A 17,619-nucleotide genomic window follows, 5' to 3' on the forward strand; every position below is an offset into this window, starting at 1 on the left:
ACGAGCGGGCGACGAGAATCGAACTCGCGTGACTAGTTTGGAAGACTAGGGCTCTACCATTGAGCTACGCCCGCGCGATCCCCCGGACGTTGCCGGCCGGAAGTTCGGGGAACAGCGTACCTGGTCCGGCCGCTTCCGTGCACACCGCATTTCCCGCGCACTCCTTCGGACCACCCCCGAATAACTCGGCGAGCCGCCAGGGCCCGACGTGTACGCTTCCTCTCGGCACCACGGGGTGTGGCGCAGTTTGGTAGCGCGTCCGCTTTGGGAGCGGAAGGCCGTCGGTTCGAATCCGGCCACCCCGACAGTGCGGCAGGGTCTCGCCCACCGGGGCGGGGCCCTGTTCTGTTGAGGCGGTACGGTGGCGCCTGGCGTCCGCCTTTCGTGGTACCGGTAGGATGGGCCGCTGGCGGTAGTCCCTGTGGCGTCAACCCAGGTCAACCGCACGAGGGCGAGGAGTCACGCTCACCGCTCACCCCCCCACGGGAGATGTTGCTCCAACCGCCCATCGCCCGTCTCGCCCGACCCACTCGTACGGCCTCGGCCGGCGGCCGGGAACGGCGGAGGCAACCTGACCGCAAGCCCATAGGAGACCTAACCGTGAAGAGCGCCGTCGAGACTCTGAACCCGACCCGGGTTCGACTCACCGTCGAGGTGCCCTTCGAGGAGCTCAAGCCCAGCCTCGACGCGGCGTACAAGAAGATCAACCAGCAGGTCACGGTTCCGGGCTTCCGCAAGGGCAAGATCCCGGCTCGCGTCATCGACCAGCGTTTCGGCCGCGGTGCCGTGCTGGAGGAGGCCGTCAACGACGCCCTGCCGCGCTTCTACACGCAGGCCGTCGACGAGGGCAAGATCGAGGTCCTCGGCCAGCCCGACATCACCAACATCGAGGGTGTCGAGACCATCGCCGATGGCGGTGACCTGAAGTTCACCGCCGAGGTGGACATCCGTCCGGAGATCACCCTTCCCGACTTCGCCTCCATCGAGGTGGCCGTCGACCCGATCGCCGTCTCCGACGAGGACGTCGAGAAGTCCCTGGAGCAGCTGCGCGAGCGCTTCTCCTCGGTCAAGGACGTCGAGCGCGCCGCGGCCGCCGGCGACATCGTGGTCGTCGACCTGATCGCCAAGGTCGACGGCGAGGTGCCGGACGACGGCACCGCGAACGGCGTCAGCTACGAGATCGGCTCGGGCCGCCTGATCGACGGCATCGACGACGCCGTGACCGGCCTGGAGGCCGGTGGCACCGCCACCTTCTCCACCGAGCTCAAGGGCGGCACCCAGGCGGGCAAGACCTCCGAGGTCACCGTCACCGTCACTGCCGTCCAGGAGAAGGAGCTGCCCGAGCTGGACGACGAGTTCGCCCAGCTGGCCAGCGAGTTCGACTCCCTGGAGGACCTGCGTGCCGACTCCCGCAAGCGCCTGGAGCGCATGAAGGAGTACGACCAGGCCACCCAGGCCCAGGAGAAGGTGCTGGACGCGCTGCTCGGCCTGGTCGAGATCGACTTCCCGGAGAAGCTCCTCAAGGACGAGATCGAGACCCGCAAGCACAACCTGGAGCACCACCAGCTCCAGCCGATGGGCCTCGACATCGACACCTACCTGGAGACCCAGGGCAAGACCCGCGAGGAGTGGGAGGCCGAGATCGAGGAGCAGGCGAAGAAGGGCATCAAGACCCAGTTCGTCCTGGACCAGATCGTCGCCGACGAGGAGCTGGGTGTTAACCAGGAGGAGCTGACCGAGCACCTCATCCGCCGCGCCGCCGGCTCGGGTCTCACCCCGGACCAGTTCGCGCAGCAGGTCGTCCAGGGTGGCCAGGTGCCGCTGCTGGTCGGCGAGGTCGCCCGCGGCAAGGCGCTGGCCACCGTGGTCGAGGCCGCCAAGGTCGTCGACACCGAGGGCAACGAGATCAACTTCGACGACGAGGACGAGACGGGCGAGACCGTCGAGGCCGCCGCCGAGGAGACCGCCGCCGAGGAGAAGACCGAGGCCTGAGTGCCCCGGTAGCCCCTGAGGCCCGCAGCGGGCCCGGACACCGTACGGTGTCCGGGCCCGCTGTCGTCCCACCGGGTGCGGTCGCGACCCTGCGCTCACAGCGAACAGTTCTGCGTGAGGGATTCTGCGGCCCGGCCTGCGCGTTAGGGTCCTTGGACAGCAACAATCACACCGTGATACCCGGAAGCTGTGCGACACCGTGAGAGCCGTGGAACGGCCCTCCAAATCGACTGAGCAGGTGGCTAAGTGACGTTCCCGCAGATGCAGATGCCTGGCCCGATGGCGCCGCACGCCGCCTCTGGTGACGTGCTCGGCGGCCTGGGCGACCAGGTGTACAACCGGCTGCTCAACGAGCGGATCATCTTCCTCGGCCAGCAGGTCGACGACGACATCGCCAACAAGATCACCGCGCAGCTGCTGCTGCTGGCCGCGGACCCGGAAAAGGACATCTTCCTTTACATCAACTCCCCGGGCGGTTCGATCTCGGCGGGCATGGCGATCTACGACACCATGCAGTACATCAAGAACGACGTCGTCACCATCGCGATGGGCATGGCGGCCTCGATGGGCCAGTTCCTGCTGACCGCCGGCGCCAAGGGCAAGCGCTTCTCGCTGCCGAACGCCAACATCCTGATGCACCAGCCCTCCGCCGGCCTCGGCGGCTCCGCCACCGACATCCGCATCCAGGCCGAGCAGCTGCTGCGCACCAAGAAGCGGATGTCCGAGCTGATCGCCTTCCACAGCGGCCAGTCCTTCGAGCAGATCACCAGGGACTCCGACCGCGACCGCTGGTTCACGCCGGAGGAGGCCCTGGAGTACGGCCTGATCGACGCGATCATGCACAGCGCCGCGGACGTCCCCGGCGGCGGCGGCACGGGCGCCTGAGCCTCGGCCCGGCCCACGAGACGACAGCCACAACGCCCCGGAGGACAAGGACCCCCATGAACATCCCCAGCCTGTCGGCCGCCCAGGCCCGCGTCGAGGACATGCGCGCCGAGGGCCGCTACATCGTCCCGCGCTTCGTCGAGCGCACCACGCAGGGCATCCGCGAGTACGACCCGTACGCCAAGCTGTTCGAGGAGCGCATCATCTTCCTCGGCTCGCAGGTCGACGACGTCTCGGCGAACGACATCATGGCGCAGCTGCTGTGCCTGGAGTCGATGGACCCGGACCGCGAGATCCAGATGTACATCAACTCGCCCGGCGGCTCGTTCACGGCCCTGACGGCCATCTACGACACGATGCAGTACGTGAAGCCGGACATCACCACGGTCTGCATGGGCCAGGCGGCCTCCGCCGCGGCCGTGCTGCTCGCCGCCGGCACCCCCGGCAAGCGGATGGCGCTGCCGAACGCCCGGATCCTGATCCACCAGCCGTACACCGAGACCGGCCGCGGCCAGGTGTCCGACCTGGAGATCCAGGCCAAGGAGATCTTCCGGATGCGCGAGCAGCTGGAGGAGATGCTCTCCAAGCACTCCAAGAAGCCGGTGGAGCAGGTGCGCGAGGACATCGAGCGCGACAAGATCCTCACCGCCGAGGAGGCCCTGGAGTACGGCCTGATCGACCAGATCATCTCCACCCGCAAGACCTCGCTGACCTCCTGAGGCCGGCATCCTCCGAAGCGGGGCGGGCACCAGGGTGCGCGCCCCGCTCGGGCTCATCGGCGGCCTCCGCAAACGGCATCTGTTCGGTATCAATTCGCCCAGGGCGTAGGGCAGACCCGGCGAAGAGGACGGAATCAGGAGCCCGGCAGAGTACCGTCGGATAGCGAGACCGATCGCCGTCGGCGTTGACGGTCCACAGCACCAGGCCCCGGAACCCCTGCGGGGCCCCTGGCGAAGGGGAAGCACCTCGTGGCACGCATCGGAGACGGTGGCGACCTGCTCAAGTGCTCGTTCTGCGGCAAGTCGCAGAAGCAGGTGAAGAAGCTGATCGCCGGACCAGGCGTGTACATCTGCGACGAGTGCATCGACCTGTGCAACGAGATCATCGAGGAGGAACTCGCCGAGACCTCCGAGGTGCGCTTCGAGGAGCTGCCGAAGCCCCGCGAGATCTACGAGTTCCTGGACCAGTACGTGGTCGGCCAGGACCTCGCCAAGAAGGCGCTGTCGGTGGCCGTCTACAACCACTACAAGCGGGTCCAGGCCGGCGAGGCGGGCCGCAGCGGCGGCAACGGCCGCGAGGACGCCATCGAGCTGGCCAAGTCCAACATCCTGCTGCTGGGCCCCACCGGCTCCGGCAAGACGCTGCTCGCGCAGACCCTGGCCCGGATGCTCAACGTGCCGTTCGCGATCGCGGACGCCACCGCGCTGACCGAGGCCGGGTACGTCGGCGAGGACGTCGAGAACATCCTGCTCAAGCTGATCCAGGCGGCCGACTACGACGTCAAGAAGGCCGAGACCGGGATCATCTACATCGACGAGATCGACAAGGTCGCGCGCAAGAGCGAGAACCCGTCGATCACCCGGGACGTCTCCGGCGAGGGCGTGCAGCAGGCGCTGCTGAAGATCCTGGAGGGCACCACCGCCTCGGTGCCGCCGCAGGGCGGGCGCAAGCACCCGCACCAGGAGTTCATCCAGATCGACACCACGAACGTGCTGTTCATCGTCGGCGGCGCGTTCGCCGGCCTGGAGCGGATCATCGAGGGCCGGGCCGGCGCCAAGGGCATCGGCTTCGGCGCCAACATCCGCTCCAAGCGGGAGTCGGACGCCAGCGACCACTTCCGCCAGGTGATGCCCGAGGACCTGGTGAAGTTCGGCATGATCCCCGAGTTCATCGGCCGTCTGCCGGTGATCACCAGCGTGCACAACCTGGACCGCGAGGCGCTGCTGCAGATCCTCACCGAGCCGAAGAACGCGCTGGTCAAGCAGTATCGCAAGCTCTTCGAACTGGACGGCGTGGAGCTGGAGTTCTCCCGGGACGCGCTGGAGGCGATCGCCGACCAGGCGATCCTGCGCGGCACCGGCGCGCGTGGTCTGCGGGCCATCATGGAGGAGGTGCTGATGTCCGTGATGTACGAGGTGCCCTCGCGTCAGGACGTCGCCCGCGTGGTGGTCACCGGGGACGTGGTCTCCAAGCACGCCATCCCGACCCTCGTCCCGCGCGACATGATCAAGCGCGAGCGGCGCGAGAAGAGCGCCTGACCCGCGTCCGGCACGGACGAAGGGGCCCCGCACCGACCGGTGCGGGGCCCCTTCGTCCGTGCCGGACGCCGTGGACTACTTGGGCACCTCGGCGACCGCGCGCAGGTCGCGGGTGTCGGCGGCGAGCTTGTCCAGGTCCGGCTGGGTGCCGGAGTCGACCACCTTCATGACGATGACGATGCTGCTGTTGTCGGCCCAGGCGCACAGGCCCATCGTGGTGTCGCTGTCGGCGGCCACGGCGCACTCCATCGTGCCGCCCTTGGGCCCGGCGTCCACCGCGTGCCGGCCGCTGAGCTTCGGACCGCTCGAGGTGATGCCCGTGAACGCCTGGTCCAGCTCCTGCTTCGGCGCCAGGACCTTGCCGTAGGCGCCGACCGCGACCAGCTGCGGCTGCGACTGCGCGTCCTGGTAGAGGGCACCCACCCCGGTGGGCTTCCAGTTGCCGTCGCCCTTGCCGAAGCCCGAGGTGAGCTCCTTCTCTATGCTGTCGGTGACCTGGGGGTCGGTGTTCTTGGTCAGCTCCTTGAAGGTCGCCGGCAGGACGACCTTCTCGGTGCCCGCGTTGCTGGTCACGTCGTAGACGAGGTAGGCGAGCGCGCCGCCGCCCAGCAGCAGGACGCCGCCGACGACGCCGAGCACGGTCCAGAGCGTCTTGCGGGACTTGCGCGGCGGCGGCACCGGGGCGTACGCGCCGTACCCGGGGTAGGCACCGGGCTCGCCGGCCGGGGGATAGCCGGGCGGCGGGCCCTGCGGCGGGATGCCGCCGTAGCCCGGGGCGGCCGGCGGCGGTGCGTCGTGTCCCGGCTGCGGCGGGGGGCCGTAGGGGTTCTGCTCGGTCACGCGAGGCTCTTTCTGGTGGCGGTGCGCGGGCGCCGGCCGGCGGCCCGGGAGGCGGAAGGGGACGGTGTCCGGGTTACTTCGCGACGACCATCGCGTCGCGGATCGCCCGGGTCCTGTCGGCGGCCTGGGCCGGGGTGAGCCCTTGGGCGCCGCCGGTCAGGCTGATCTTGCTGAAGGTGATCCGGCCGGTGGTGGACTTGTCCGCCCACACGCAGACCGTGGGCCCGGCCTTGCCCGCGATGACGCTGGCCACGCCGCAGGCGAGCTTGGCCGAGGAGCTGTGGCCGTCCTGCGCCGGGAAGTCCGTCATCGGCGTGGACCAGGTCAGCCCGCCGGTGTCCTTCTTCGAGTCGGCGATGATCTGGTCGGGGTCGTTGAGCTCCCCGTAGACGCCGATCACCGAGAGCGTGTCGAGTGCGTCGGAGCCCTTGCTGTAGCTGGCCGCCAGCGCGTTGAGGTTCTTGCCGAACTTCGCCGCCTCGGGCTTGCTCGGGTCGACGGCCTCCTCCTTGGCCGACTTCTGGGTGTAGCCGTCCGGCAGGGACTGCGGCGCGGAGATCTTGTACTGGCCGCCGCTGTCGCCGCCGCCGAGGAACTTCCACGCGGCGAAGCCGCCGCCGCCCAGCACCAGCGCGCCGACGACCAGGCCGACCACCAGGCCGGTCCGGCCCTTCTTCGGCGGCGGCGGGTAGCCCGGCTGGCCGTACGGGGCCTGCGGCGGCACGCCGTACGGCTGCGGCGGCACGCCGTAGGGCTGCTGGGGCGCGCCGTACGGCTGGCCGCCCTGCGGCGGGTAGCCGTACTGGGGCTGCGGGGCGCCGTAGGGCGGCTGCGGCTGCGGCGGACCGTACGGGGGCTGCCCCCCGTAGGGCTGAGGCTGTGGCTGTCCCTGCGGATACTGCTGGCCCTGGCCGTACATCTGCGTTCGTGCTCCCCCGCCGCACCCGCGGCCTGTCGTGGTGTTGAGGTGTTCCGCACCCGCGCGGAGACCGGACGAGTGCCCGGGAACGGTACCGTACGGAGCCTGGAACCGAACCGTTCGGGCGGGGGCGCGTCCGCGCGGCGAAAGCGGTTCGTAACACGCGCCCACGGTTACGTAAACTGTGCGTCGTGACCGACACGACGAACCAGCGCCCCGTGAGCACCTTTGCCGGGGACGAAGCAGCAACCCTCCCGACGACCTACACCCCCGCGGACGTAGAGGGCGAGCTGTACGAGCGCTGGGTGGAGCGTGGCTACTTCACCGCCGACGCGAAGAGCGACAAGCCCCCGTTCACCATCGTCATCCCCCCGCCGAACGTCACCGGCAGCCTGCACCTGGGCCACGCCTTCGAGCACACGCTGATCGACGCGCTGGTCCGCCGCAAGCGGATGCAGGGTTACGAGGCGCTGTGGCAGCCCGGCATGGACCACGCCGGCATCGCCACCCAGAACGTGGTCGAGCGCGAGCTCGCCAAGGAGGGCAAGTCCCGCCACGACCTGGGCCGGGAGGCCTTCGTCGAGCGCGTCTGGAAGTGGAAGGCGGAGTCCGGCGGCCAGATCTCCGGTCAGATGCGCCGCCTGGGCGACGGCGTGGACTGGTCCCGCGAGCGCTTCACCATGGACGAGGGCCTGTCCCAGGCCGTCCAGACCATCTTCAAGAAGCTCTTCGACGACGAGCTGATCTACCGCGCCGAGCGCATCATCAACTGGTGCCCGCGCTGCCTGACCGCCATCTCGGACATCGAGGTGGAGTACCAGGACGACGACGGCGAGCTGGTCTCGATCCGCTACGGCGAGGGCGACAACGCGATCGTCGTCGCCACCACCCGCGCCGAGACGATGCTGGGCGACACCGCGGTCGCCGTCCACCCGGACGACGAGCGCTACCGGCACCTGGTCGGCACCGAGATCGAGCTGCCGCTGACCGGCCGTCGGATCCCGGTCGTCGCCGACGCCCACGTCGACCCGGAGTTCGGCACCGGCGCCGTCAAGGTGACGCCCGCGCACGACCCGAACGACTTCGAGATCGGCCAGCGGCACGACCTGCCCTCGATCGCCGTCATGGACGAGCGCGCGGTCATCACCGTGCACGGCCCGTTCCTCGGCCTGGACCGGCTGGAGGCCCGCTCGGCGATCGTCGCCGCGCTGCGCGCCGAGGGCCGGATCGTCGCCGAGAAGCGCCCGTACGTCCACTCGGTCGGCCACTGCTCGCGCTGCAAGACCACCATCGAGCCGCGGCTGTCCATGCAGTGGTGGGTCAAGGTCGGCCCGCTCGCGCAGGCCGCCGGCGACGCGGTCCGCGACGGCCGGGTCAAGATCCACCCGCAGGAGATGGAGAAGCGCTACTTCGACTGGGTCGACAACCTGCACGACTGGTGCATCTCGCGCCAGCTGTGGTGGGGCCACCGCATCCCGGTCTGGTACGGCCCGGGCGGCGAGGTCGTCTGCGTCGGCCCGGACGAGCAGCCGCCCACCGGCGAGGGCTGGCACCAGGACAACGACGTCCTGGACACCTGGTTCTCCTCCGGCCTGTGGCCGTTCTCCACGCTCGGCTGGCCGGAGCAGACCGAGAGCCTGGCGAAGTTCTACCCGAACTCCGTCCTGGTCACCGGCTACGACATCCTGTTCTTCTGGGTCGCCCGGATGATGATGTTCGGCCTCTACGCGATGGACGGCACCCCGCCGTTCCACACCATCGCGCTGCACGGCATGGTCCGTGACCAGAACGGCAAGAAGATGTCGAAGTCCTTCGGCAACGTGGTCAACCCGCTGGACTGGATGGACAAGTACGGCTCCGACGCGCTGCGCTTCACGCTGGCGCGCGGTGCCAACCCGGGCGTCGACGTGCCGATCGGCGAGGACTGGGTCCAGGCGGCCCGCAACTTCGCCAACAAGATCTGGAACGCCACCCGCTTCGCGCTGATGAACGGCGCCACCGTCGAGGGCCCGCTGCCCGCGCCGGAGGAGCTGACCCCGGCCGACCGCTGGATCCTCTCGCGCCTGAACAGCACCGTCGCCGAGGTGGACGGGCTGTACGAGGACTACCAGTTCTCCAAGCTCTCCGAGGCGCTGTACCACTTCGCCTGGGACGAGGTCTTCGACTGGTACGTCGAGCTCTCCAAGACCACCCTGGCCAAGGGCGGCCCGCAGGCCGACGCCACGCGCCGGGTGCTCGGCGAGGTCCTGGACGTCACGCTGCGGTTGCTGCACCCGATCGTGCCGTTCGTCACCGAGACGCTGTGGACCACGCTGACCGGCGCCGAGTCGCTGGTCATCGCCGACTGGCCGAAGGACGGCGGCTACCGCGACGCCGAGGCCGAGGCCGAGATCGCCACGCTGCAGCAGGTCGTCACCGAGGTCCGCCGGTTCGCCGTGAGCCAGGGCCTCAAGCCGGGCCAGCGCGTCCCGGCGCAGCTGGAGCTGGACGGCACCGTGCTGGCCGTCCACGAGGACGCGATCCGCTCGCTGCTGAAGCTGACCGTCCCCGAGGAGGGCTTCGCGGCCACCGCCTCGCTGCCGGTCGCCGGCGCCACCGTTTCGCTGGACCTCTCCGGCACCATCGACGTCGCGGCGGAGCGCAAGCGCCTCGCCAAGGACCTCGCGGCCGCCGAGAAGGAGAAGGCCCAGACCACCGCCAAGCTCGGCAACGAGGCCTTCCTGGCCAAGGCACCGGACGAGGTGGTCGCCAAGATCAAGGCGCGCCAGGAGGCCGCCGAGGTCGACATCGCCCGGATCACCGCCCAGCTCGCGGCGCTGCCGCAGGGCTGAGCCCGCACCGGCCCGCGAGGGGCCGCACTCCGCGACGCGCGGGGTGCGGCCCCTCGGGCGTTTCCGGGTGTCACCGCCCGGGCGCGGCGGGGTGTTCACTTTGCTACGCCTAATAGCCCAGCAACATTGCTCCCTTCCGGCGAATATTCATCCTGGACCGGGTGAGGTCTTATTCCGCCCGAATTCATTCCGGTCTTGCCCGCGCGGTTTCGCGGAAGTTTGCAGGTCGGATGTGTACGGTGTGCACGGAGTTTCCGATGGGTGTTTCCGATGGGTGTTTCTGCTGAGCCGACGGACGGGAGGGCATGGCGTGGTGGTGACCGAGGAGTTGGCCGACGAACTGCCTGCGGAAGCGGTGGCGGAGGCCAAGGCCAGGGCGGCGACCCTGCTGTTGGCGTTCCGGCACGGCAACCAGCTCGCGTTCGACCACGAGCTGGACCTGCTCCTGGCCGAGCACGCCGAACGGGAGGTGACCACCCTGCTCGCCTGGATCGCCGCCGAGGCCGTCCGCAAGGCGTACGCGTCCGAGGTCGGCGACCGGGTGCTGCGGGCGATGGCCCGCCGGGCCCCGGCCGACAGCGGCGCGGTCGCGGTGGACGAGGAGAGCGCGAACGCCGCCCTGCTGATCGAGGCGGTGGCGGCCGGCGAGGTGGCCGAGGTGCGCGGTCTGGTCGCCTCGACCGCCGACACCACCTTCCTGCTCGGCGGCCTGCTGCAGGGCGTCGCGATGATGCTGCCGCTGCTGCCCGAGGGCGAACTGGCCGATATCACGGCCGAGTTGCGCCGCCGCCACGGCGGGCCCGGGTCGCACGTCCCGGAGGCCCGGGCCGGGGTCTGAGACCCCGCCCCGGGCCTGCGGGGGCCGTCACGGCATGGCGTGCAGGTGCGCGCCGATGGTGCCCGCGACCGGGTTGCCCGCCTTGGCGTCCCAGTTGGTCGACCAGGTCATCGCCCCGCCGATGCCCGGCCAGGTGGTGTCGGGCTGGTAGCTGCCGCAGTTGGTGCCGGCGGCCAGGCAGTCCAGCGCGTTGTTGACCACGCTCGGGCTGACGTACCCGCCGCCCGCCGCGCTGGTGGAGGCCGGCACCCCGAGCCCGACCTGGTCGGGCCGCAGCCCGCCCTTGAGCTGGATGCAGGCCAGTGCGGTGAGGAAGTTCTCGGTGCCCTGCGAGTAGACGTTGCCGTCGCAGCCGTTCATCGCACCGGAGTTGTAGTACTGCATGTTGACGATGGTGAGGATGTCCTTCACGTTCAGCGCCAGCTTGAAGTACTCCATGCCGGTCGACTGCATGTCGATGGTCTGGGGCGCCATGGTGAGGATGAACCCGTGGCCGGCCTTCGCGGCGAGCGAGTGCAGTGCCTGTCCCATGGCGGTGGCGTTGACGCCGTTCTCCAGGTCGATGTCGATGCCGTCGAAGCCGTAGCCCTGCATCAGCGACCAGGCGGTGTTCGCGAAGTTGGCCGCGGAGGTCGGATCGCTCACCGACACCGTGCCGTTCTGCCCGCCGACCGAGAGCACCACCTTCTTGCCGGCCGCCCGCTTGGCCGCGATGTCGGCCTTGAACTGGGCGTCGGTGTAGCCGCCGAGGCGGGAGGACAGGGCCGGGTCCAGGGTGAAGCTCAGCCCGCCCGGCGTGCTGGTGGCGTCCGCGAAGGAGACCGCGATGACGTCGTAGGCGGCCGGGACGTCGCTGATCCGCTGGACGGTGGCGCCGTTGTCGAAGTTCTGCCAGTAGCCGGTCAGGATGTGCTTGGGCAGGCCGGGCGGCTTGCCGGTCGAGGTGGCGGTCGGGCTGCCGGTGGGGGAGGGGCTGTCGGTGTCGGTGGCCGTCGGGCTCGGGCTCTGGGAGGGCTGCGGACCGCCCGGGCCGATCAGCGAGACGTCGTCGGCGAGGAAGGCGGGCTGGCCGTACCAGCCGTGCAGGTAGACGGTGACGCTGCTGGTGCCCGGGCCGGTGGTGAACGTGGTGCTCAACTGGCTCCAGCCGGCGGAGTTCGTCCAGGTGCCCGGGTCGGTGCCCCCGGTGCCGCGGGCACCGAGGTAGACGTACGAGCCCTGGATCCAGGAGCTCAGCGTGTACGTCGAGGAGGGCTTCACGGCGACGGTCTGGGTGCACTCGCCGGTGTCGCCCGCGCCCGGGGTGGACTGCAGGGCGTAGCGGCCGGAGTGCACCGTCGCACTCTGGACGGCGCCGTTGCCGCAGGACCAGCCGGACAGGGTGCCGGTCTCGAAGCCGCCGTTGGTGATCAGGTCGGGGTCGGCGGCCTGGGCGCCGGTGCCGGTGGCGAGGACGAGCCCGCTCAGGCCCAGGGCGACGGCGCCGGCCCCGGCGAGCAGGGTGTGGACGGCGCGCGGGCGCCGGTGTCGGGCAGGTGGCATGACTCCATCTCCTGTGGGGGAGACCCGGCGGCGCGCCTGGGTGGTGGGGGTGGAGCGCCGTCCGGGGTGTCGATGGTGCGCGTGCGGGAGCTACCGACAACTCAAGTCCCTGTTGGGAAAGGAGACTTGCCTCACAAGGTGGAGTAGACCAATCCGGCTGTCAAGAGGGCGCCGGGGCCCAGGGCGGGTCCGACCGTTCGCGTCGCGCGCCCGGCGGGAATCGCCGGACAGACCTAGGCGGCCAGCGGCCGCGCCTCGGCGTCGACCGCGCCGGCCTCGGCCGGTTCGGCGATCGCGGCGGTCAGCGCGGCGATCCGGGCCGAGGCCAGGCCGTCGCCGTACGGGCTCGGGGTGGCCGCGAGCCGGGCGAGCCGCTCGGGGGTGTCGGCCAGCCAGGTCCGGGCCAGCTCGCCCAGCTCCTCGCCGGGGCCAACCAGCGCGGCGAAGCCCGCCGCGACGGCCTCCGGGCGCTCGGTGGAGCGGCGCACCACCAGCAGCGGGCGGCCGAGCACGGTGCACTCCTCCTGCACTCCTCCGGAGTCGGAGACCAGCAGCGCGGCGTGGCTCGCCAGGCCCAGGAAGTCGGCGTACCCGACCGGTCCGGTGACGGCCAGGCGCTCCAGCAGGGCGTCCAGCCCGAAGCGCTCGACGGCGGCCCGGGTGCGCGGGTGCATCGGGAACAGCACCGGGGTGCCGGCCCGGGCGATCCGGTCCAGCTCGGCCAGCACGGCGCCGAGTGCGTCGGCGGTGTCGGTGTTCTCCGGGCGGTGCACGGTGGCCAGTACGTAGCCATCCGGGCTCAGCCCGTGCGCGGCGAGCAGCGTGGCGCGGGCCGCCCCGGTCGGCAGTTGACGGCGGACCACCTCGACGACGGTGTTGCCGGTGAGCGCGATCCGCTTCTCGGCGAGGGCCTCGGCGCGCAGGTTGGCGACGTTGTCCTCGGTGGCGGCGCAGAGCAGGTCGGAGACGTGGTCGACCATCACCCGGTTGTGCTCCTCGGGCATCGCCCGGTCGAAGCTGCGCAGTCCGGCCTCGACGTGCACCAGCGGGATCTCGCGGGCGTTGGCGGCCAGCGCCCCGGCGAGGGTGGCGTTGGTGTCGCCCTGGACGACCACGGCGGCGGGGCGGTCCTCGGCGAAGGCGGCGTCCAGCTGGCCGAGGGACTGGGCGATCTGGCCGGCCCGGGGGCGGCCGCCGACGCCGGTGAGCAACTCCGGGCGGGGCAGGTCGAGGTCGCGCAGGAAGCGGCCGGACATCGCCTCGTCCCAGTGCTGGCCGGTGTGCACCAGCCGGGTGGCGTCGCCGAGTTCGTGGATCAGCGGGGCGAGCTTGACCAGCTCGGGGCGGGTGCCGAGGACGACGGCGACGCTGGCGGGGGGAAGGCACATGCTCATGGGGAGGCTCCGAGGGGTGGGGCGGCTCAGGACGCGAGGGCGGTGGCGGCTCAGGACTCGAGCGCGGTGGGGGCGCCGAGGGCGGTCTTCTCGGCGTTGCGCCGGGTCTTGGCCCAGCCGTTGCGGCCGAGCACGATCCGGGCGGCGGCCCGGGCGGCGACCACGAAGAGGTGGTAGGCGTAGAGCCAGACCAGGACGCCCCAGAGCAGTCCGGTGAGCCGGCGGCGGTCGGGGTGGGCGAGCCGGCGGTAGGCGAAGCCCCAGAACACCATCGGCATGGTGGCGATCGCGAAGGCGAGCAGCATGTACGGCCCGAACCGGAGCTGGAAGTCGGCGGTCTCCGCGGGGAAGAGCACCAGGCCGGCCGCCGTGATCCCGATCGAGAGCGGGGTCAGCAGGACCAGCAGCACGCAGACGACCGGCTGCAGGAAGGTGTAGAGCACCTCGGCCTTGCCGGCCCGGGTGTAGAAGGGGGAGCGCAGCACCCGGCCGGTGTAGCGCAGGCACTGCATGTTGCCCTGGGCCCAGCGGGTGCGCTGGGTGAGGAAGCGGCGCAGCGAGATCAGGCCCTCCTGGGAGACCTGGGTCTCGGCGACGTGGGTGAGCCGCCAGCCGGCCAGGCGCAGGTCGAGGCCGGACTCGTAGTCCTCCAGCAGGGCGCGCTCGGGCCAGGGGCGCCCGGCCCGGCCCTCCTCGGCGGTGAGCGAGTCGAGGGCGGTGAGACGGACGAACTGGCCGTTCCCGCCGAGGCCGACGCTGCCGGTGCGGCGGCGCAGCAGCTGCATGCCGGTGTTGTTGGCCTGGAACTCGACGTCCTGCATCCGGACCAGGGCGCGGGCGAGCGCGTTGGCGGCCCGGCCGCGGCCGCGCAGCGGGAGATCGTCGTCGGCGTTGCGCATCCGGACGCCGATCTGGACGGCGCCGGTGTCGGGGCGGGCGAGCGCCTCGTCGTTGCAGACCTGGGCGAGGGTGCCGGGGTCGAGCCGTCCGTCGGCGTCGACCACGCCGATCACCACGCGCGAGCGGTCGGTGTCCTCGGGCAGCCGGGCGGAGATCTCGCGGTAGGCGGCGTTGAGGGCGGCGCCCTTGCCGATCCGGGCGTGCGGGCGGCGGCGCTGGACGAGGTGGACGCGGTCGTCGTGGGCCGCGGCGGCGAGCACGAGGTCGCGGGTGGCGTCCTCGCTGTCGTCGTCGATCACCCACAGGTGGGCCTCGGGCGCGCTCTCGCGCAGGCCGGCCAGGGTCTGGGTGACCACGGCCTCCTCGTCGCGGCAGGGGATGACCAGGTGCCACTGGAAGGCGGTCGGGTCGCCGGGCTCGGCGGGTCGGTTGTGCTTGAAGGCGTGCCGGGAGCCGGCCCAGTAGACGAGGAAGCGTCCGAAGACGAAGGCCATGTAGCCGACGAGTGCCAGCGAGACCAGTCCGGCGAACCAGACGATGCCGTCCTGGCGGAGCACGATCCACTCGTGCAGAACGTCGGGCATGGCGTGGTTCTCCTCGTGATCAAAGGCGGTGCGGCTCCAGGTGGTGCGAATCGATGCTTCATTGCGGTTCAAACTCGCTAAATCAATAGTAAAGCGGGCAAATTGGAAAGTCTGCTCAAAGTGGCCGTTCTCACCCCGTGAGGACGGCCCGCCAACGCTCCGTAGACTGTGGTCGTGAGCGACAAGGCCGACCCGAACCCGTACACCCTCCGCCCCGCCGACGGCGACACCGGCGACGCCCTGCGCGACGTCGAGGTGGAGCTCTCCAAGCGCTGGCCGGAGAACAAGCTGGAGCCCTCGCTCGACCGGATCGAGGCGCTGATGGACATCCTGGGCCAGCCCCAGCGGTCCTTCCCCTCCATCCACATCACCGGGACCAACGGCAAGACCTCCACCGCCCGGATGATCGAGCAGCTGCTCAACGCCTTCGAACTGCGCACCGGCCGCTACACCAGCCCGCACGTGGAGAGCGTCACCGAGCGGATCAGCCTGGACGGCGCCCCGATCACCCCCGAGCGCTTCGTCGAGGTCTACAACGACATCGAGCCGTACGTGCGGATGGTCGACGCCCAGCAGCCGGTGCCGATGTCCTTCTTCGAGGTGCTGACCGGCATGGCCTACGCCGCCTTCGCCGACGCCCCCGTGGACGTCGCCGTGGTCGAGGTGGGCATGGGCGGCTCCTGGGACGCCACCAACGTCATCGACGCCGCCGTCGCCGTGATCACCCCGATCGGGCTGGACCACACCGACAAGCTCGGCGAGACCACCGGCGAGATCGCGGTCGAGAAGTCCGGGATCATCAAGCCCGGCTCGGTGGCCGTCGTCGCCCAGCAGCAGCTGGACGCCGCCCAGAGCATCCTGCGGCGCGCCGTCGAGGTGGACGCCACGGTGGCCCGCGAGGGCATGGAGTTCGGCGTGATCCGCCGTGAGCTCGGCGTCGGCGGCCAGCTGGTGACGCTGCGTGGCCTCGGCGGCGAGGAGTACGAGGACGTCTTCATCCCGCTGCACGGCGAGCACCAGGCGCAGAACGCGGCGCTGGCGCTGGCCGCGGTCGAGGCCTTCTTCGGCGTCGGCGGCGCCCGCGGCGGGCAGCTCGACGTGGACAAGATCCGCCAGGCCTTCTCCGGCGTCTCCTCGCCCGGCCGCCTGGAGGTCGTCCGCCGCAGCCCCACGATCATCCTGGACGCCGCGCACAACCCGCACGGCGCCCGCGCCACCGTCGCCGCCCTCGGCGAGTCCTTCGGCTTCACCCGGCTGGTCGGCGTGATCGGCACCTCCGGCGACAAGGACGTGGCCGGCGTGCTGGAGGCCTTCGAGCCGATCCTCGCCGAGGTCGTCATCACCCAGAACACCACCCACCGCGCGATGGACGTCGACGCGCTGGCGGCGCTGGCCGTCGAGATCTTCGGCGGGGACCGCGTCCAGGTCGAGCCCCGGCTCGACGACGCCATCGCCGCCGCCGTCACCCTCGCCGAGGAGGAGGGCGACCTCGGCGGCGCCGGGGTGCTGGTCACCGGTTCGGTCATCACGGTGGGCGAGGCCCGCCTGCTGCTCGGGAGGAAGTGACATGAGGACGCTCTGCTCCTCGACGCTGATCGGCGAGGCCCTGCTGATCCTCTTCGCGGCGCTGGTCGCGATGCAGCTCTCCGACGTCTCCACGGCCACGGTGTGGATCGTCAGTGGCATCGCCATGGCGCTGTGCGTCGCGCTGTGCGGCATGATCAACCGCCCCGGCGCGGTGCCCGTCGGCTGGGCGCTGCAGATCGGGCTGATCGCCAGCGGCTTCATCCTTCCGACGATGTTCGTCCTCGGTGTGGTCTTCGCCGGCCTGTGGTGGTGCTCGGTGCACTACGGCCGCAAGGTGGACGAGTTCAAGGCCGCCCGCGCCGCCGCCGAGGCGGCCGCCGTACAGGCTTAGGGCCCGGACCGGCGGGCCGACACGCCGCTCACGCAAGGTAATCTCTGCGTGTCGGCTCCCGCCTGGCGGCCCGACTGTCTGTCGAACCGAATCCCCAGGAGACGCACCGTGTCCCAGCGCACTCTCGTCCTGCTCAAGCCCGACGCCGTCCAGCGTGGCCTGGCCGGCGAGATCATCAGCCGCATCGAGCGCAAGGCCGGCTGGCGGCTCACCGCCGTCGAGCTGCGCACCTTCGACCGGGCGACGCTGGAGCAGCACTACGCGGAGCACGTCGGCCGCCCGTTCTACGAGCCGCTGCTGGAGTTCATGACCTCCGGCCCGTCGATCGCCCTGATCGTCGAGGGCGAGGAGGTCATCCGCGGCATCCGGATGCTGGCCGGCGCGACCAACCCGCTGGAGGCCGGGGCGGGCACCATCCGCGGCGACTACGCGACGATCACCCGCGAGAACCTGATCCACGCCTCCGACTCCCCGGAGTCGGCCGAGCGCGAGATCAAGATCTTCTTCCCGGCGCACGCCTGAGTCAGGCCGGGCTGCACGCCCGAGGGACCTTGGCACTGCCCCGGTCGGGACCATTGGCCCGGCCGGGGCATTCTTATCGTGAAATAGGGAACTGGGGACGCCGACACGGCGTCCCAATGCCCGGAGAAGCGATCACGCTCCGGACAATGGACGGTATGCCCCGCGTCGACGTCCGTGCCGTGCGGCGTGACTACGA

General features: G+C 70.8%; 14 protein-coding genes and 2 tRNA genes. 10 read left to right on the plus strand and 6 right to left on the minus strand.

What is annotated here, in order from left to right:
- Positions 1-3: 3 nt before the first annotated feature.
- Positions 4-74, minus strand: a tRNA-Gly gene (locus tag ACIO5E_RS00215).
- 157 nt (positions 75-231) lie between these two features.
- On the opposite strand from ACIO5E_RS00215, the gene ACIO5E_RS00220 reads away from it, so the two are divergent.
- From ACIO5E_RS00220 to clpX, 5 genes are all read left to right on the plus strand, one after another.
- Positions 232-305: transfer RNA gene (locus ACIO5E_RS00220), tRNA-Pro, on the plus strand.
- A gap of 295 nt (positions 306-600) precedes the next feature.
- Entirely contained in the window at positions 601-1,992 is a 1,392-nt protein-coding gene (tig, locus tag ACIO5E_RS00225) for a trigger factor (protein ID WP_400661689.1), read from the plus strand.
- A gap of 267 nt (positions 1,993-2,259) precedes the next feature.
- Positions 2,260-2,877: an ATP-dependent Clp protease proteolytic subunit gene (locus ACIO5E_RS00230; protein WP_360211667.1), complete on the plus strand. Its 618-nt coding sequence runs from the start codon at positions 2,260-2,262 to the stop codon at positions 2,875-2,877.
- 56 nt (positions 2,878-2,933) lie between these two features.
- The gene (locus tag ACIO5E_RS00235; RefSeq protein WP_280677142.1) at positions 2,934-3,596 is read left to right on the plus strand and encodes an ATP-dependent Clp protease proteolytic subunit; all 663 of its coding nucleotides are present in this window, start codon (positions 2,934-2,936) and stop codon (positions 3,594-3,596) included.
- A 249-nt stretch (positions 3,597-3,845) separates the two neighbouring features.
- On the plus strand, positions 3,846-5,135 hold the full coding sequence (clpX, locus tag ACIO5E_RS00240; RefSeq protein ID WP_063347569.1) for an ATP-dependent Clp protease ATP-binding subunit ClpX: 1,290 nt from the start codon (positions 3,846-3,848) through the stop codon (positions 5,133-5,135).
- A 75-nt stretch (positions 5,136-5,210) separates the two neighbouring features.
- On the opposite strand, the gene ACIO5E_RS00245 is transcribed toward clpX, so the two are convergent.
- Both ACIO5E_RS00245 and ACIO5E_RS00250 read right to left on the minus strand, forming a co-directional pair.
- Positions 5,211-5,975 carry a hypothetical protein gene (locus ACIO5E_RS00245; protein WP_400661693.1) on the minus strand — a complete coding sequence of 255 codons (765 nt, stop codon included), beginning with the start codon at positions 5,973-5,975 and terminating at the stop codon, positions 5,211-5,213.
- A 73-nt stretch (positions 5,976-6,048) separates the two neighbouring features.
- The gene (locus ACIO5E_RS00250; protein WP_400661696.1) at positions 6,049-6,894 is read right to left on the minus strand and encodes a hypothetical protein; all 846 of its coding nucleotides are present in this window, start codon (positions 6,892-6,894) and stop codon (positions 6,049-6,051) included.
- 191 nt (positions 6,895-7,085) lie between these two features.
- Between ACIO5E_RS00250 and ACIO5E_RS00255 the strand changes: the two genes are divergently transcribed.
- The gene (locus ACIO5E_RS00255) at positions 7,086-9,725 is read left to right on the plus strand and encodes a valine--tRNA ligase (RefSeq protein ID WP_400661698.1); all 2,640 of its coding nucleotides are present in this window, start codon (positions 7,086-7,088) and stop codon (positions 9,723-9,725) included.
- A gap of 310 nt (positions 9,726-10,035) precedes the next feature.
- A complete protein-coding gene (locus ACIO5E_RS00260; protein ID WP_400661701.1) occupies positions 10,036-10,563 on the plus strand; it encodes a hypothetical protein in 528 nt (175 codons plus the stop codon).
- Between the two features lie 27 nt (positions 10,564-10,590).
- On the opposite strand, the gene ACIO5E_RS00265 is transcribed toward ACIO5E_RS00260, so the two are convergent.
- The 3 genes from ACIO5E_RS00265 to ACIO5E_RS00275 form a co-directional block, all read right to left on the minus strand.
- Complete coding sequence (locus ACIO5E_RS00265) at positions 10,591-12,105, minus strand: chitinase (protein WP_400661703.1); 1,515 nt, start codon at positions 12,103-12,105, stop codon at positions 10,591-10,593.
- Between the two features lie 233 nt (positions 12,106-12,338).
- Positions 12,339-13,499 (minus strand): non-hydrolyzing UDP-N-acetylglucosamine 2-epimerase, encoded by a 1,161-nt coding sequence (gene wecB / locus ACIO5E_RS00270; protein ID WP_400661706.1) that lies wholly within the window; start codon positions 13,497-13,499, stop codon positions 12,339-12,341.
- Between the two features lie 50 nt (positions 13,500-13,549).
- Complete coding sequence (locus tag ACIO5E_RS00275) at positions 13,550-14,983, minus strand: glycosyltransferase family 2 protein (protein WP_400661708.1); 1,434 nt, start codon at positions 14,981-14,983, stop codon at positions 13,550-13,552.
- A 174-nt stretch (positions 14,984-15,157) separates the two neighbouring features.
- Between ACIO5E_RS00275 and ACIO5E_RS00280 the strand changes: the two genes are divergently transcribed.
- The 3 genes from ACIO5E_RS00280 (at position 15,158) to ndk (ending at position 17,423) form a co-directional block, all read left to right on the plus strand.
- Positions 15,158-16,549: a bifunctional folylpolyglutamate synthase/dihydrofolate synthase gene (locus ACIO5E_RS00280; protein WP_400661711.1), complete on the plus strand. Its 1,392-nt coding sequence runs from the start codon at positions 15,158-15,160 to the stop codon at positions 16,547-16,549.
- 1 nt (position 16,550) lies between these two features.
- Positions 16,551-16,901 carry a DUF4233 domain-containing protein gene (locus ACIO5E_RS00285; protein WP_280677124.1) on the plus strand — a complete coding sequence of 117 codons (351 nt, stop codon included), beginning with the start codon at positions 16,551-16,553 and terminating at the stop codon, positions 16,899-16,901.
- 108 nt (positions 16,902-17,009) lie between these two features.
- A complete protein-coding gene (gene ndk, locus ACIO5E_RS00290; RefSeq protein WP_280677122.1) occupies positions 17,010-17,423 on the plus strand; it encodes a nucleoside-diphosphate kinase in 414 nt (137 codons plus the stop codon).
- Positions 17,424-17,619: the final 196 nt, after the last annotated feature.

The organism is Kitasatospora sp. NPDC087314 (genome assembly GCF_044744365.1).
Classification (GTDB): domain Bacteria; phylum Actinomycetota; class Actinomycetes; order Streptomycetales; family Streptomycetaceae; genus Kitasatospora.

Excerpts from the sequence above, each read along its gene's own strand:
- ACIO5E_RS00230 (WP_360211667.1), top strand. The coding sequence starts at position 2,260 with ATGCCTGGCCCGATGGCGCCGCACGCCGCCTCTGGTGACGTGCTCGGC.
- ACIO5E_RS00235 (WP_280677142.1), top strand. The coding sequence starts at position 2,934 with ATGAACATCCCCAGCCTGTCGGCCGCCCAGGCCCGCGTCGAGGACATG.
- ACIO5E_RS00250 (WP_400661696.1), bottom strand. The coding sequence starts at position 6,894 with ATGTACGGCCAGGGCCAGCAGTATCCGCAGGGACAGCCACAGCCTCAG.
- ACIO5E_RS00265 (WP_400661703.1), bottom strand. The coding sequence starts at position 12,105 with ATGCCACCTGCCCGACACCGGCGCCCGCGCGCCGTCCACACCCTGCTC.
- wecB (WP_400661706.1), bottom strand. The coding sequence starts at position 13,499 with ATGAGCATGTGCCTTCCCCCCGCCAGCGTCGCCGTCGTCCTCGGCACC.
- ACIO5E_RS00275 (WP_400661708.1), bottom strand. The coding sequence starts at position 14,983 with ATGCCCGACGTTCTGCACGAGTGGATCGTGCTCCGCCAGGACGGCATC.
- ACIO5E_RS00285 (WP_280677124.1), top strand. The coding sequence starts at position 16,551 with ATGAGGACGCTCTGCTCCTCGACGCTGATCGGCGAGGCCCTGCTGATC.